The sequence below is a fragment of the Hyalangium sp. genome (assembly GCF_045802625.1).
Lineage (GTDB): Bacteria > Myxococcota > Myxococcia > Myxococcales > Myxococcaceae > Hyalangium.
Map to the genome: position 1 here is coordinate 85295 of NZ_JBJMQP010000234.1, position 15532 is coordinate 100826.

The following is a 15532-nucleotide window of genomic DNA, read 5'->3' on the forward strand; positions in this document are numbered from 1 at the left end:
CCAACCTACCCATGCATCCCACATTCCGCCGCATGGGGCCCAGTGAACTGCTGCCCCGGTACATTTTTGTCGAGAGCCTCATCGCCCGCAGGCGGGTGCTGGAGGTGGACTCGGTGGCCTCCACGGGCGGCGAGAGCGCGCGCTTCCTTTTAGAGCGTGGGGCTCGCGTGGTGGTGGCGTGTGACGCGGACATGGCCGCGGTCGAGGCCGCGCAGAAGGCCCATGGCGGCCCCACGCTGCGCTACCGCGCCAACGTCTATGAGGATCTGGAGCCCGGCAGCTTCGACGCCGTGCTGGTGGCGGACCTGGCGCCCTACGTGCGCGCCCCGGCGCTGCTGGCGGAGCTGGCTCGGCTCGTGTCGAAGCAGGGCTACCTCATTGGAGGGCTGCGCAACATCGGCGGCCTGGCCCTGTGGCAGCTCATGGAGGTGGAGGAGGGCGTGCCGCCCACGTACGGGCAGGCGTTGGATGTGCTCTCCACCCACTTCCCGCATGTGGAGGTGGCCACCCAGAGCCCGCTGCTGGGCTACCAGCTCGCCTTCGAGCGCGGGGAGGGCCTCCAGGTGGATGGCTCGCTCATTCGCGGCGGCGAGGCAGCCTACTTCGTCGTGATGGCGGGGCAGGAGCCGGCGCGGATGGTGGACCCCACGTGGGTGCAGCTGCCGCCCGAGCCGCTCGCCTTCACTCGCGGACGGTTGGAGGAGGTGGCCCAGCGCTCCAAGGCCTGGGAGGAGCGCACCGGGAAGCAGAAGGAGGCCGTCTCCAAGCTGCGCGCGGAGCTGTCGGATCGCGAGGCGGAGGTGGCCGCGCTGCATCCGAAGCTGGAGCTCGCGCGGGATGAGGTGGCGAGGCTGACCGCGCAGCTCGAGCAGGCCCGGGGCTCTCCGGAGCAGGCCCGCGAGCGGGATGAGCTGGCCGCCAAGCTGCGGCGCCGGGAGCTGGAGCTGCAGGTGGCCCAGGAGCGGCTGACGGACGCCGAGCGGCGCCTGACGGCTCAGCGCCTGGAGCTGGAAGGCGTGCAGCGCGTCCAGGCCGAGGCCAGTGTGCAGGTGCTGGCGGCCCACGAGGCGCAGCGGCTGGAGCGGGCTCGCCGAGAGGAGACGGCCGCCGCGCTGGAGGAGACTCGCGAGCGGTTGACCCAGGCGTATGCCGAGGTTCGGGGCCTGCAGGATGAGCTGTCCAACCTGCGCATCGCGCGGGAGAAGGACCGGCTCGCGGCGGATCGGGCCCAGGAGCAGGCCGAGGATCGGCGGAGGCAGGCGGAGGCGGCTCGGGAGCGGGAGCTGCGCATCGCCGAGCAATATTCGCAGGCGCTGGCCGCGGTGGAGCACCTCAAGGCCGAGCTGGCGCAGGTGAAGGAGGCCTCCAAGGGCACCGCGGACACGCTCCTGATGCGAGAGGCCGAGCTGGCGCGGGTGGCGCGTGGGCTCGAAGAAGGCCGGCAGCGGGTGTCCGCCGCGGAGGCCGGGCGCCAGGAGGCCGAGGACCGTCTGGCCGAGCGTGAGGCCGCGCTGCGCGGCCTGGGGACGGAGCTGGAAGGGGCCCGTGTGGCCTCGGCCCGGCTCACGGCGGAGCTGGCGGAGCTGAAGCGCGCCGAGGTGGCTGCGCGGGAGGCGGGAGAGAAGCTTGATGAGGAGCTGAGCGCGGCCCGGATCCGCATGGCGGATCTGGAGGAGGATCGCGAGAAGGCCGCCGCGGCGTTTGCGCAGTCGCTCGAATCGGAGCGGGAGCTGGGGGAGCAGCGGCTCGCCCAGGCGGTGGCGGAGGAGCGGGCGCGGACGGAGGCGCTCGGGGTGCAGCTCGCGCGGGAGACGGCGGCGCGCGAGGCCCTGGAGCAGCAGCTCGAGCAGCTCCGGGCGCTGAGCCAGAGCGAGTCCTCGGCACGGACCGCGACGGCTCTGGCGCTGGCCGAGGCCGAGCAGAAGGTGTTGGAGCTGACGGAAGCGCGCTCGGCGCTCCAGCGGCAGGTGTCCGAGGCCGCCGCTGCGCTCGAAGTCGCGCGTGGTGAGCTCGAGTCGGAGCGGACGCGGAGCGGCGGTCTGGAGCGGGAGTTGACCGCGATTCGTGCCGAGTTCGCATCGGAGCAGCATCGCCGTGGCGAGCTGGAGCAGAAGCTGACCGGACTTCAGGCGGACCTGGAGGCCGGGGAGCGTGGGCGCGATGCGCTGGATCGAGAGCTGACCGGACTCCGGGCCGAGCTGAAGGCTGGGGAGCAGCAGCGCGCCGAGTTGGAGCGGAAGCTGACCGGGCTCCAGGCCGAGCTGGAGGCCGCGGAGCAGCGGCGGGTCGAGCTGGAGCAGAAGCTGTCTGGACTCCGAACGGACCTGGAGGCCGGGGAGCAGCGGCGAGCCGAGCTGGAGCGAGAACTCACCGGGCTGCGTTCGGAGCTCGAGAGCGAGCGGCAGGCGCGAGCCAAGGCCGAAGCGCTGGCGGCGCGGACCCGCGAGGAACTCGAGACGGAGCGGCAGGAGCGCACCCGGTCCGAGGCGACGCTGGCTCAGACCCAGGCGGCGCTCGAAGCGGAGCAGGCGCGGCGCGCGCAGGCCGACACGATGCTGGATCAGCTCCGGACCGCGCTCTCCGAAGAGCAGGGGCAGCGCGCCCGGACGGACGAGGAGTCCACGAGGACTCGGGAGTCCCTGGCCACGGAGCGTCAGGAGCGAGCCCGGCTGGAAGAGGCGCTCGCAGCGGCGCGGGCCCAGCTCGAATCGGAGCAGAGTGGGCACTCGCGGGACGTGGAGGCGCTCTCCGCGGCGCAGGCAGCGCTCAGCGCGGAGCAGGAGCAGCGCTCTCAAGCAGATGTGGCCCTGGCTCAGTCCCGGACCGAGATCGATGCGGGGCTCCAGGAGCAGCGGCGGCTGGCCACCACGCTCGAAGACGTGCGCGCGGAGCTGGCCACGGAGCGCGAGGCCCACACCCAGCTCGCTGCCGCGTTGGCGAACCTCCGCGCCGAGCTCGCCGCCGAGCGGCAAGGCCGATCCGAGGGCGAAGCGGGGCTCACGGAACTCCGTGCTGCGTTCGCGGCCGAGCGGAAGGAGCGCGAAGCCGTCGAAGTCTCTCTCTCTCAGCTCCAAGAGACCCTGGACACCGAGCAGCGCGGGCGCGAGCAGATCGCCGGCCTTCTCACGGAGGCTCGGAGCGGTTGGAGCTCCGAACGTGAGGCAGGCGCCCAACTGCGCGTCGAGCTGGAGGCCCTCAACGAACGGCTCGCGGAGCAGCGGACCGCGAACGAGGAGCTGAAGGCGCTCGTCGAGCGGGAGCGTGGCGCGAGCGCGGAGAGCCTCGCTGCGGCGGAGGCCCGCGAGAAGGAACTCCGCGCGACGCTGGAGCGCTTGGAGACCGAGAGGACCTCGGTGGAGAGCACGGCGCGGGAACAGCGGGCCTCGCTGGCGGAGCAGGGGGCTCGCGTGGCCACGCTGGAGCAGGCGCTCGCGGAGGCCGAGACGCGCGCCCGCCAGCTCACCACCCGCGTGGAGGAGAGCACCGCGGCGCGAGAGCAGGAGCAGGCGCAGGCTCGCGAGCGCGAGGCCGCATGGGAGACCGAGCGCCAGAACCTGCTCGCCGGAGTGGCCCAGTTCGAGGCCGCCCGCGGCGAGATCATGCGCCTGGGCGCGGAGCTGCAGCGCATGAGCCAGGCCCTGCAGCAGCGGGACTTCCACCTCGCGCGGCTCGATGCGGAGCTGAACGAGACGCGGGCCCGCCTGACGGCCGAGCATGAGCAGGCGGAGCTGCTCGGGGTTCAGCTCGAGTCCGCGCGCCGGTTCGCGGGACGGGCCTCTACGGCGGAAGCGTCGCTGGAGGCAGAGCGCGCGGCCCTGGAATCCGCCCGCTCCGAGCTGGAGGCCGCCCGCGCCGAGATCTCCAAGACCCAGGATGGCCTCCGCACGGAGCAGGAGCGCAGCAGCCGCCTCGAAGCGGAGAGCGCTGCCGCCCTGGAGAAGCTCCGCGGCGAGCTGGCCCAGGCCGGCGAGGCCCTTCGAGCAGGCCAGGAGCGCATCAGCCGCCTCGAGGCGGACCTGGCCGCGCTGGAGTCCGCTCGCGATGAGCTCTCCAAGGCCAACGGTTCCGAGCGCGAGCGGCTCCAGTCGGACCTGACTGTGGCAAAGGCGGCTCGCGTGCGGCTGGAAGGCAAGGTCTCCTCGCTGGAGAGCGCGGCCGCGGAGGCGACGCGGCTCCTCGAAGCCGAGCGGGCCGAGCGCGAACGTCTGGCGCAGCTGGCGGAAGGGGCCCAGCAGGCCGCCCAGCAGCGCGAGAAGGAATCCGCCGAGGCGTTGCAGGCCGCCCAGCAGCGCGAGAAGGAATCCACCGAGGCAGCTCAGTTGGCCCGGCAGCGTGAGAAGGAGGCCACCGAGCGTCTGACGGCGATCCAGCGGGAGATGCCGCTGCTCCGCGAGCAGGTGGAGAGCCTGGACGCGGAGAAGAAGATCCTCCTGGAGGATCAGACGCGGCTCGAGACCCGGATTCGGGATCTCACCTCACGGCTGGAGGAGGCCGAGGCCGGGAAGGCGCCCGCCGTTGATCCCGCCATGGCCGAGGAGCTGGAGCGGCTCAAGGGCGAGCGTGAGTCCCTCGAAGCCCAGGTCAAGGAGCTGCGAGAGGGCCTCGCCCGGGCCACGGCTCCCGCGCAACCTGCCTCCACGAAGCCCACTCCCGCGCCCGTGGCCGCCAATCCAGCCCGGCGCCCCGCGACGCTGCCCCCCATTCCGGGCAACCCTGTGAGCCAGCCTCCCGGAACGGGCGCCGCGTCCGCATCTCCTGTCCTCCGGCCGGGACCTGGCGCCGCACCGGGCACCCCCGTCCGTACGCCTGGTCCCGGTACGGGCTCCAGGCCCCCGACCCTCGTGCCCATACCGGGGGCTGCCTCGGGGCCTCCCGTGCTCACTCCCAGCTCGGGAGCAGTGCCGGGTCGTCCTCCTACTTCCGCTCCGGTCCTCCCCAACAGGCCGAGCGGCTCGCTGCCCACCGTGGGCGGCCCCGGGGTTCCCCCGAAGGTAGACGGGCAGGAATGAGCCTCCGCCGCTAGGATGGAGCCGTGGCGGAACGCGAACGCATCTTCAAGTATCACGGGCTCGGCAATGACTTCGTCGTGCTCGATCGGCGCCAGACGGGCATGGACATCGACGCCGAGCTGTCTCGGTGGATGTGCGATCGGCGGCGAGGCATCGGCGCGGATGGAGTCCTCTCGCTCCTGCCCTCGGCGGCCGGCCTGGCGCGGATGGTGGTGCACAACGCGGACGGCAGCATCGCGGAGATGTGCGGCAACGGCTTGCGCTGTGCGGTGAAGTACCTGGTGGACCACTCCGGTAGCCGCCCCGAGCGCATTACCGTGGAGACCGGCGCCGGCGTCCTCTCGTGCGTCCCCGGCTACGGAGCGGACGGAGTCTCCGAGGTGGACATCTCCATGGGCCCCGCGCGGCTGGTGGCTCCGAACCTGCCCTCGGGGGCCACGGGCCAGCCGTTCCTCGAGGCGCCCGTGCCTGGACATTCGGGGCTGCGCGGCTCGGCGGTGAGCATGGGCAACCCGCACCTCGTGCTGCTCGATCGCCCGCTGGACGAGGCCGAGCGCCTGGGCCCCACGCTGGAGCGCCACCCCTCCTTCCCGGACCGGACCAACGTCGAGTTCGTCCGAGTGGACCCGGATGGCCTCACCGTCGTCGTGTGGGAGCGAGGCTGCGGGCTGACGCAGGCGTGCGGAACCGGGGCCTGTGCGTCGGCCGCGGCGGCGGTGCTGGCGAAGCGGCTCCCGGCGGACGCCTGGCTGCGAGTCACCCTGCCGGGTGGGGACCTGCGCATCCGCGTACCCTCCGACTTGTCGGACATCCGCCTCCGAGGCCCCGTCTCGTTCGTCTTCGAGGGCGTTGTCGGGCTCCCCTCGGGCCGGTAACCTTTTCCACTTCCTTCGCACTCCGAGACCTCCCCGCCGTGGCAGGCACCCTCCTCCTGGTCGACGACGATCGCTTCTTCCGAGAGCTTGCCAGCGACATGCTCTCGCGCCGGGGCTACCGCGTCATTGGAGCGGAGGACGGCCCCCGCGCCCTGGAGCAGGCGAGCCTCACGCGGTTCGATCTCGTCATCACCGACGTGATGATGCCGGGCATGGACGGCTTCGCGCTCACGGCGAAGCTGCGCGAGCGCAACCCGGACCAGGAGGTGCTGCTCATCAGCGCCCGGCCGGACGTGAAGGGCTCGGAGATGGCGCTGCGGGCCGGGGCGGCGGACTGCCTCACCAAGCCCGTGGACGAGGCCGACCTGTTCCTCGCGGTGGATCGGGCGCTGCAGCGCGTGGCCCTGCGTCACGAGCGCGCCCAGCTCCGAGACGAGAACCTGGAGTTCGCGCGCTACCAGAACCTGCACCGGCGCTGCCTGGAGTTCCTGGCGTACCCGGATCTGGAGGGGCTCCAGGAGCGAGTCACCGCGGATCTGGCCGCGGTGTGCGACGCGCAGAGCGCCGCGCTGTGGCTGGGGGATGACCGGGGTGAGCTGGTGCTGCGCGCGTACCGGGGGCTGTTGGACAAGCAGTTCCTGGTGGAGCGGATGAAGCCCGAGGGCCCGCTCGCCGCGCGCCTGCGCGAGGCCGCGCCGTGGCTGGCCTGGGAGGAGCGCTCGCCGGTGCTGTACGTGCCGCTGGTGGCGGGCGGGGAGCTGGTGGGGCTGGCGCAGCTCTCGGATCCGATCGGCGGCGAGTTCCAGCCCGAGCACGTGCGGCAGGCGCGAGTGATTGGCGACTTCGCGGCGGTGGGAGTGAAGAACGGCCGGCGGATGCTGGCGCTCCAGCGGCTGGGGCTGAGAGACAGAGACACGGCCGCGTACAACCTCAGCTACTTCACGGACTACGCCTCGAAGGAGATCTACAAGGCGCGGCGCTACGGGCGGACGTTCTCGCTGCTGACGTTCTCGATCGACAACCTGCCGCTGGTGCGGGTGCGGCTGGGGACGGCGGACGCGAAGAAGGCGGTGCGCGGCATCATCCGGGCGCTGTCGCGGATCATCCGGGACTCGGACGTGATCGCCAAGGCGAGCGATCAGGAGTTCTACCTGCTGCTGCCGGAGACGGACTTCTTCGGGGCGCTGATGTTCGTGCGGCGGGCGGTGGCGGCGGTGCGGGACGAGGCGGACGTGCAGGAGGTGGAGGCCAAGCTGCCGCTGGCGCTGGTGGGCGGGGCGAGCACCTTCCCGAAGGACGGCGAGGACTTCGACGAGCTGGTGCACCGCTGCCGGCGGCGCATGGACGAGCGGCGGGCATCGCTGCAGCGGCGGCTGCTCCTGGATGGGCTGCCGTTCTGGGAGGAGGTGGAGCTGCTGTTGGGGACGCCCTCGAGCCCGAAGCTGCCGGCGGACGAGCGGGCCGAGCCCTCGCGGCGGGGCAAGGTCTCGGACGTGCTCTTCGACGAGCTGCAGGCGGAGATCGCCCGCGAGCTGCTGAGGGATCCGGGCGCGCGCGGGCTGTTGTACGTGGGCGGGCCGGAGATCCGGGCGGACCTGCCGATCGCCTCGGGGCTGGAGTCGGCGCCGCCGGAGATGGCCTCGCGCATCTACCTGCTGGGGCGGCGGATGGACCTGGACTCGCACCCGGCGGTGACGCCGGTGTTCCTGGAGGGGGACGATCGGTTCACGCGGCACGAGTTCTTGTTCTGGCTGTCGGAGCACGCCTCCTACGCGCTGATCCAGCGGCGAGGGAAGGGGGCGACGTGGGGCTTTCACTCCTCGGACACCGCGGTGGTGGACGGGCTCATCACCAAGCTGCAGGCCGAGTACGACCTGCAGCCGTACTAGCGAGCGCGCACCGTGGCCCAGGCACGGAAGATCCTGATTGCAGACCCGGACCTCGAGTCGGTGCGGCAGTTGACGCGCGCGCTGAGGCAGAAGGGCTACCAGGTGCACTACGCGCCGGATGGCTCGAGGGCGCTGGAGATCTGCGTGTTGCGGCACCCGGATCTGGTGCTGTTCGACGAGGCGTGCAAGCTGCTGGAAGCGCGGACGTTCATCCAGATCTTGAGGACGAACCCGCGGACGGAAGAAGTGCCGGTGGTGTTGACGACGACGAACCTGGACATGGATCGGTTGAGGGGCCTGCGGCTGGCGGCGCACCTGAAGAAGCCGTTCAACCAGGACGAGGTGCTGAGCCGGATCGAACACATCTTCCGGCGGGCGGAGGCGGCGAAGGACCTCAAGAGCGAGGCGCAGGAGATTGAAGGCTCGCTGAGCCAGCTGGGCATACCGGATCTGATGCAGATCCTGGGGATGAACAAGCGCAGCGGGAAGCTGAGCCTGGAGCGGGGCAACGAGCGGGGAGAGATCCAGGTCGGAGACGGGCGGCCGGTGAACGCGAGGCTGGGGCGAGTGGAGGGAGAGAAGGCGCTGTTCCGGCTGCTGTCGTGGACGGAGGGAACATTCACGTTCGCGCCGGGAACGAACCCGGGAAAGCCGCGCATCACCCGAGCGATGGACGATGCGCTGCTGGAGGGCATGAGGCAGTCGGACGAGGTGAACCGGCTGCTACCGTCCTTGCCGCCGCGGACGACGAGGCTGGTGATCGCGCCGGAGGCGGACCTGCCACAGGACCAGCACCCGGTGACGGCGCAGGTGGTGGACCTGCTGAGGCAGCCGAGGGCGCTGGGCGAGGTGCTGGATCTGGCGCCGGCGACGGACCTGGAGGTGCTGGGAGTCCTCATCACGCTGATGCAGAAGGGCGTGGCGAGGGTGGCGGAGGGAGAGCAGGAGGGGAGCGGCCCGCTGCTGGGTCCGGCGGAGCTGCACGCGCTGCGAAGCCGGGTGTTGCGAGGCAAGTCCCCGCTGAAGGTGGTGACGGCGAAGGTATTCATCTGCGGCAACGGTCCGGCCGCGGCAAGGCGGCTGTTCTCGCAGTTGCCGGGCCTGGCGGCGGTGTCAGCAGAGCCCACGGCGGTGAAGAGCGGCTTCGGGACCCTAGGGCGGCTGGAGCTGAGCGAAGTGCTGCAGCTGGACTTCTGCGTGTTGCCTCCAGCGGAAGCAGCACGGCCTCTGTGGCGCCCCTTCAGCGCGGGAGCGGTGGGGGCACTGCTGATGGACACCTCCGAGGCAGCAGTGCGGCTCGCGAGCTATCTGGCATTGGAGATCCGCGTGCCGATAGCGGTGATGGGAAACACCGTGCCGGAGAAACTCCAGGGAGCCCCAGCAGGAGCAACTGCACTAGGAGACGACCTGACCGAAGCCTTGCGAGGCTTGCTCATCCAGAGCCTCCACCCAGCTCCTGCCGCACCAGGGATGCAGCAGGGACCACGCGCCGTATCCTCAGCGTGAGGGCGCATTGCGCTCAGGCGGCGGGCTCCAGCACTTCCTCCAGCGCGTCCCGGACGCCGGGGAGCTGGGAGAGCAGCTCGAACTCGGCGTCCTGGAGCAGGGACACCCGGCGGCCCTGGATGCGCTCCATCTGCAGCTCTATCCGCGTCTGCCCGTCCGGGCCCACCTGACGGAAGAAGCGCGCCCGGCTGCCCTCCTTGTGACAGGCCATGATGTCCCGCTGCAGGCTCTTGAGCCGGCGGGACATCTTCATCGCTGACCGCCCCTCCGGAGTGTCGAAGGTGTGGAAGTGGCGGTTGCGCGACAGCGGCCGAGCTGGGTCATGGAGCCTCTCCACGAGGCGCCGCACAAAGGGGTCCATCGACGGGAGAGGATAACATCCGGTACCCTGCCGCTCAGCGATGCATTTGCGAATTCTTCGGTTGACTGCGCTCCTTCCATTCCTCCTCTCGGTTGCCTGCAAGGACCCGGAGATGGAGGCCGTCCAGACCCGTGCCGAGACCTATGAGTCCCGGCTCGCCGAGGGCCGCACCCTCATGGCCGCCAACCAGCCGGCCCGGGCCGCCAAGGCCTTCCGGGCCGCCTCCAACCTGGCTCGCGAGAAGGTGGAGCCGCTGCTGCTCATGGCCGAGGCCTACCGCGCCGCCGGCAACGATGCCTCGGCCATCCTCGCGTTCAAGGAGGCCGAGGCCGCCGCTCCCGGGGATGATCCGGCCATCCAGAAGCAGATGGTGGACCTCTACCTCCAGGAGGGCCACACGGACGAGGCCATCTCCACCCTCGTGGCGCTGCGGGACAGCAAGAACCTCGGTGACACGGAGTTGCTCGCCCTGGCCCGGCTCCAGGCGCGCAGCGGAGACCCGGAGGGCGCCTTCAAGTCCCTGGAGCCCATCCAGAGCCAGCGCCCGGATGATCCCGACGCCAAGACGGTGGAGGCGGAGATCCTCCTCAACAAGGGCGATGAGCTGCTCGCCGCCAAGCTGATGGACCGGCTCATCGAGGAGAACCCCGGGCTGATCGACGCCCACTTGCTGCGCGTGCGCTACTTCCTCAACAGCGGCTATCCCGAGGTGGCCGAGCAGGACATCGAGACCATCACCGGCAAGGATGCCAAGCGGGCGGACGTCGTCCTGCTCCACGCGCGCATCCTCACGAAGCTGGAGAAGCACGACAAGGCCGCCGAGGTGCTCACCCAGCTCGTGGAGGAGCAGCCCGACAACGCCGACGCGCTGGGGATGCTCGCCGAGGCCAAGCTGAACCTGGGCAAGAACACCGAGGCGCAGGATCTCGTGGAGAAGGTGCTGCACCTCAAGGCCCGCTCTCCCCGCGCCCTCTATGTCCGGGGCCGGATCCTCGAGGCGCAGGGCGACAAGCGGGGGGCCCAGGAGAACTACAGCTATGCGCTCACCGCCGATCCGCGCTTCGCTCCCGCGCTCTCACGCGTGTGGCGCACCCAGCAGGAGGCGGGCGAGAAGACCGAGGCCCTGGAGACCCTGCAGAAGCTCTACAAGCTCGGCGAGGCCTCGCTCGAGGAGAAGGTGGCGCTCGCGCAGATGTACGCCGATAGCGGGAACCACTCCGAGCGCGGCCTGAAGATCGTCGACGAGCTGCTCAAGCGCGAGCCCGGCAACCCCAAGTACGTCGCCCTCAAGGCCGCGCTCGCTCCGGCGCCGTCGACGGTGAAGAAGAGGTTCACCGGCCCCATCATCATGCGCGGCGGACACCACCGGTGAGGCGCTGCGGGGCTCCCGAGGGCAGCCCCTCGGCGGCCTCCACCACGCGCTCCATCGCCTTGATGCCCTTGCGCTGGCCCACCGCCACCACCGTGAGGTTCTCGCGCGTGAAGTAGCGCCGCGCCACCTCGCGCACGTGCGCCGCCGTCTCCGCGTCCACCATGTCCGCGCGCTGGCTGAAGGACTCGGGCTGGCGGAACAGCTCCGTGCCGCCGAACCAGCCGGCCAGCTCTCCCGGCGAGTCCTCGGAGAACTCCAGCAGCATCCGGTGCCGGCGCTTGGCCCGCGCCAGCTCCTCCGCGGAGATCTCCTCCGAGCACAGCGTGGCCAGCACCCGCAGCACCTCTTCCACCACCCGCGAGGCCTTCTCCGGCGCGCTCGCCGCGTCGATCTCGAACAGGCCCACATCGTGGAACGCGTCCTGCCCGGCGTTGATGGAGTAGGCCAGCCCCCGCTTCTCGACGATCTCGAAGGGCAGCCGCGAGGACAGCCCGTCATCCATCACCCGGCGGAGGATCTGCAGCGCCGAGTAGTCCTCGTGCTGCTCGGGCACGGTGCGGAAGTTGAGGCGGAACTCCGTCTGGGACTCGTCATGCGAGACGAACCGCAGCCGCGGCCCCGGCGCCGTCGGCGGCGGCGGCTTCTCGGTGGTGGCGGGGCCCCGCGGGAGGTGGGCGAAGGCGCGCTCGGCCAGGGCCAGCACCTCGGAGTGCTTCACCCGGCCCGCCGCCGTCACCACCAGGTTGCCCGCCACGTAGTGCCGGGCGAAGTGCTCCACCACCTGCGCGTGGGTGAGGGTGGACACGGACTCGCGCGTGCCGGCGATCTTCAGCGACAGCGGATGGTCCGGGAACAGCAACCGCTTGGACAGGTTGTCCAGGTCAATGTCCCGGCCCTTCTCATCCACCTCGTCCAGCATCTCCTCGAGGATGATCTGCCGCTCCACCTCCATGTCCGTGAGGCGCGGCCGGGTCAGCATGTCCCCGAGGATCTCCATCCCCACCGCCAGGTGATTGGGGTGGATGGGGGTGTAGTAGTAGCCGTGATCCCTCGTGGTGACGCCGTTGAGGTTGCCGCCCACCTCCTCGACGGCGGCGTTCATCTTCACGGTGTCCGGCCAGCCCTCGCTGCCTCGGAAGAAGAGGTGCTCCAGGAAGTGGCTGACGCCGTTGTTGGCGGACACCTCGTGGCGGCTGCCCGTCCGCACGTAGATGGCCAGCAGGGCGGTGTGCAGGTGAGGAGTCTCGACGGTGACGACACGCAGCCCGGAGGGCAGCACGTCCCGGTAGGGTGTGAAGCTCATGCTTGGGGGAGCCTTAACACGAAGGTGGTCCCCTGGCCGGGGATACTCTGGCAGACGAGAGTACCCCCGTGCGCCTGGAGGATCTGCTGGCTGACGGACAGCCCCAGCCCGGTGCCGCCCTCCTTCGTCGAGAAGAACGGCTCGAAGAGGCGCTCGCGCACCGCCTCCGTCATTCCGCGGCCGGTGTCCTGGACGGAGATCTCCACCTCTTTCTCCAGCCCTCGGGTGGAGACGATGAGGCGCCCTCCGTCCGGCATGGCCTCGCGGCTGTTGCGCAGCAGGTTGAGGAAGACCTGGCGCAGCTGGCCCTCGTCCGCGAGCACCGGCGGCGTGTCCGGGGCGAAGGCTCGCACCACCTCCACGCCGGCGCGCTCCAGCTCCTCGCGGGCGAAGTCGAGCACCCCGCCGAGCACCTCCGTCACATCCTCGGACACCAGCGTGGGCTTGGGCGGGCGCGCCATGCGCAGGTACTGCTCGGTGACGTCCGTGAGCCGATCCACCTCGCGCGTCACCGCCGTGAGCAGCTCCTGGGCCTCGCGCTCTTCTTCCTGGGTGCGGAAGGCGGCGCGGGCCACCGCGTCTCCCAGCATCTCCACGTTGAGGCCGATGGAGGACAGCGGGTTGCGCACCTCGTGGGCCACCTGGGCGGAGATGCGGCCCACCGCCGCCAACTGCTCGGCGCGGGCGAGCGTCTCGGCCTGGGCCTTGAGCTGGGACTCGCGCGCCTGGAGCGAGCGGGCCATGGCGTCGAACTCCCGGGCCAACACCGCCACCTCATCCTCGCCCTGCACGCCGAGCTGCGCGCTGTAGTCGCCTCGGCCGATGCGCGACACGCCCTCGATGAGCGTGCGCACGGGCTTCAGCGTCCGCGCGGACAGCAACGTGGCGCCCAGCCCCACGCCCACCGCCAGCAGCGAGAGCGTGATGATGGCCAGCCCCGTGCGCCGCTCGTGCTCCTCGGCGCGGTCCACGCGCTCGCGGATGCGGTTGTCCAGGACGGCTCGCAGCGCGCGCAGCTCGCGGCCGATGGTGACCTCCACCTGGCGCAGCTCGGCCGTGGACGCCGCCACCTGATCCCGATCCATCTTGTCCGCCGCCAGCGCCGTGAAGACCGCCTCCGTCGTGCGCCCGTGGGCGGCGTACTGCTTCTCGAGCTCCTCGAAGCGGGTCTCCAGCTCTCGCACGAACGTCAGCTCGCTCGCCGGGGCGTAGGTGAGGATCTCCCGGGCGGTGGAGCGCGTGGTGGCCAGGCGCTGGGACATCAACGGAATGTAGAGGCGCGCCAGCCGGATGAGGGCGCGCCGCGTCTCCGGGTTCTGCTCGTCCAGGAGCCGCTCGGCGTCGTTGCCCTGGCTGGTGTGGAAGGTCTCCAGCGCCGCCGCGTCCTGGGAGAGCTGGAGGTAGCCCTGGCTGACGAGCCGGATCTCCTGCTGGTTGCGGTGCAGCTCCGCCACGCTGAAGAGCGACACCGCGCCGAAGGTGACGAGCACCACGGCGTAGCCCAGGAAGATGCGCGTGGCGAGTGAGAGCTTCATCACGGAGAGTCCGGCCCTGCGGCCTGGCAGCAATCGCTACGCTCGCGCCGCCCCGAGCGCAAGCTGATACCGTTGGCCTTACATGTGGCCTCGCTATTCCCGTCCAGCCCTCCTTGCGGCCGTTCTGGCCCTTGCTCCCGCGTGTCAGGACCCGGGGTCGGCTCCCCAGCTCCAGCTCGTTACGAGCACCTGCGAGGGCCTCGGTCCGCTGGAGGGCGTCACCCACTTCCGCTTGCGCATCACCGGTGAGGGGCTGGACACCCCCATCGAGCGCATCACCCCCGTCAACATCCGCCCCGAGGACATCCCCGTCATCCCCCCCGGAGCCCGGCGGCTGTTCGAGGTCCGGGCGTACTCCGGAGAGCCCAGCAGCGCGGGCTCGGTGGTCTCCGTGGGCCGCTCGTTTCCCTTCGACATGCCGGAGAAGGGCGCCCCGGCGGATCCCATCCGCGTCACGTTGCGCCGCGTCAACACCTTCCTCCCCGTGGAGAGCTCGCAGGTGCCGGGCACCTGTCTGGACCTGACACAGCCGCGCGCCGGGCACACGGCCACGCTCCTGGAGGATGGCCGGGTGGTCCTCGCCGGAGGGTTCCGGCTGTCCTCGGATGGGCAGGTGGAGACGCTCAGCTCCATCGAGATCCTCGATCCCCAGGCGCGGACCCTCGCCTATGTGGAGGACCCGGGGCCTGGAGCCGCGAAGCGGGCGTTCCACACCGCGTCCCGCATGCTGGATGGGCGCGTGGCCTTGATTGGCGGGGAGTCCCAGCCGCTCAGTGGCACCGCCACCCCGCTGCGCACCGGAGCGGTGTTCGATCCCGTGACGGGCAAGACCCAGCAGTTCGAGCTGGGGATGGCCCGCTCCCACCATGCGGCGGCGATTGATCTCGCGGGCCGCATCCTCGTGGTGGGCGGAGTCGGAGCGGGCGGCGCGGTGGTCTCCTCTCCCGAGGGCGTCGAGCCCGCGGGGGGGCGGACCTTCCCCGTCCCCACCTCCGTGCCTCGGATGGGGGCGAGCGTGGTGACGCTCGCGGACAACCAGCGCCTCGCCGTCGTCGGCGGCTCGGATGGCGTCAACCTCCCCCGGGAGGTGCTCACGTTCGTCTTTAACGGGAGCACGTTCGCGCCCACCAACACCTCGGTGGTGCTGCGCCAGCCTCGCCGGGACGCGGCGGTCGTGGCCTTTGATGACGAGCAGAAGCTGCTCGTGGTGGGCGGCTACTCGACGCCTGAGACTCCCGATGGGGACTCGAGGCCCGTGTCCGCGTCGGAGCTGGTCGGCTTGCAGGAGGGGTCGCCCTTCGTCGCGGTGGGGCCGTCCATCGTGGCCCGGGGAGACCTCTGCGCGGTGAGCCTCCCGGATGGCCGGGCGCTCACGACGGGCGGGCGGCGGGTGGCCTCCGACGATGGTTTTGCGAGCAGCGGCGTGGTGGAGCTGATCACCCCCACCCCTAACGTGACGGGCGGCGTGCTGGGGATGCAGCCGCTGGAGCCCGCGCGCTACCTGCACACCTGCACGCCGCTGCCGGATGGCTCGGTGCTCATCGCGGGCGGGCTGAATGCCAGCGACAGGGGGAGCGCGCGGCTGGCGGCGGGGACGTACATCTTCATGCCCGTGCCGCGGGACTGAGAAACACGAAGGCCCCTCGTCCCGGGTGGGAGGAGGGGCCTCGCGAGAGCGCTGA

At 71.1% G+C, this 15532-nt stretch carries 9 protein-coding genes; 6 read left to right on the forward strand and 3 right to left on the reverse strand.

Going from position 1 to position 15532, the window contains the following annotated elements; translation table 11 throughout:
• Positions 1-11: 11 nt before the first annotated feature.
• The 4 genes from ACJ8AT_RS36570 to ACJ8AT_RS36585 are packed head-to-tail and all read left to right on the forward strand — an operon-like array spanning position 12 to position 9279.
• A complete protein-coding gene (locus tag ACJ8AT_RS36570; protein WP_407742602.1) occupies positions 12-5009 on the forward strand; it encodes a methyltransferase domain-containing protein in 4998 nt (1665 codons plus the stop codon).
• 23 nt (positions 5010-5032) lie between these two features.
• Positions 5033-5884 carry a diaminopimelate epimerase gene (gene dapF / locus ACJ8AT_RS36575; protein ID WP_407742603.1) on the forward strand — a complete coding sequence of 284 codons (852 nt, stop codon included), beginning with the start codon at positions 5033-5035 and terminating at the stop codon, positions 5882-5884.
• A gap of 38 nt (positions 5885-5922) precedes the next feature.
• Entirely contained in the window at positions 5923-7773 is a 1851-nt protein-coding gene (locus tag ACJ8AT_RS36580) for a response regulator (protein ID WP_407742604.1), read from the forward strand.
• Positions 7774-7785: 12 nt separating this feature from the next.
• Positions 7786-9279, forward strand: coding sequence for a DUF4388 domain-containing protein (locus ACJ8AT_RS36585; RefSeq protein WP_407742605.1), 1494 nt, complete (start codon positions 7786-7788; stop codon positions 9277-9279).
• Positions 9280-9292: 13 nt separating this feature from the next.
• Here the strand turns inward: ACJ8AT_RS36585 and ACJ8AT_RS36590 are convergent, their stop codons facing one another.
• Positions 9293-9640 carry a hypothetical protein gene (locus ACJ8AT_RS36590; protein WP_407742606.1) on the reverse strand — a complete coding sequence of 116 codons (348 nt, stop codon included), beginning with the start codon at positions 9638-9640 and terminating at the stop codon, positions 9293-9295.
• 112 nt (positions 9641-9752) lie between these two features.
• On the opposite strand from ACJ8AT_RS36590, the gene ACJ8AT_RS36595 reads away from it, so the two are divergent.
• Positions 9753-11012, forward strand: coding sequence for a tetratricopeptide repeat protein (locus ACJ8AT_RS36595; protein ID WP_407742607.1), 1260 nt, complete (start codon positions 9753-9755; stop codon positions 11010-11012).
• Here ACJ8AT_RS36595 and ACJ8AT_RS36600 read toward each other — a convergent pair.
• The gene (locus tag ACJ8AT_RS36600; RefSeq protein ID WP_407742608.1) at positions 10987-12315 is read right to left on the reverse strand and encodes a M16 family metallopeptidase; all 1329 of its coding nucleotides are present in this window, start codon (positions 12313-12315) and stop codon (positions 10987-10989) included. The genes ACJ8AT_RS36595 and ACJ8AT_RS36600 overlap by 26 nt on opposite strands.
• The gene (locus ACJ8AT_RS36605) at positions 12312-13850 is read right to left on the reverse strand and encodes an ATP-binding protein (protein WP_407742609.1); all 1539 of its coding nucleotides are present in this window, start codon (positions 13848-13850) and stop codon (positions 12312-12314) included. The genes ACJ8AT_RS36600 and ACJ8AT_RS36605 overlap by 4 nt, the downstream gene beginning before the upstream one ends.
• Before the next feature lie 232 nt (positions 13851-14082).
• On the opposite strand from ACJ8AT_RS36605, the gene ACJ8AT_RS36610 reads away from it, so the two are divergent.
• Positions 14083-15477: a kelch repeat-containing protein gene (locus ACJ8AT_RS36610; protein ID WP_407742610.1), complete on the forward strand. Its 1395-nt coding sequence runs from the start codon at positions 14083-14085 to the stop codon at positions 15475-15477.
• The last annotated feature ends 55 nt before the right edge of the window (positions 15478-15532 follow it).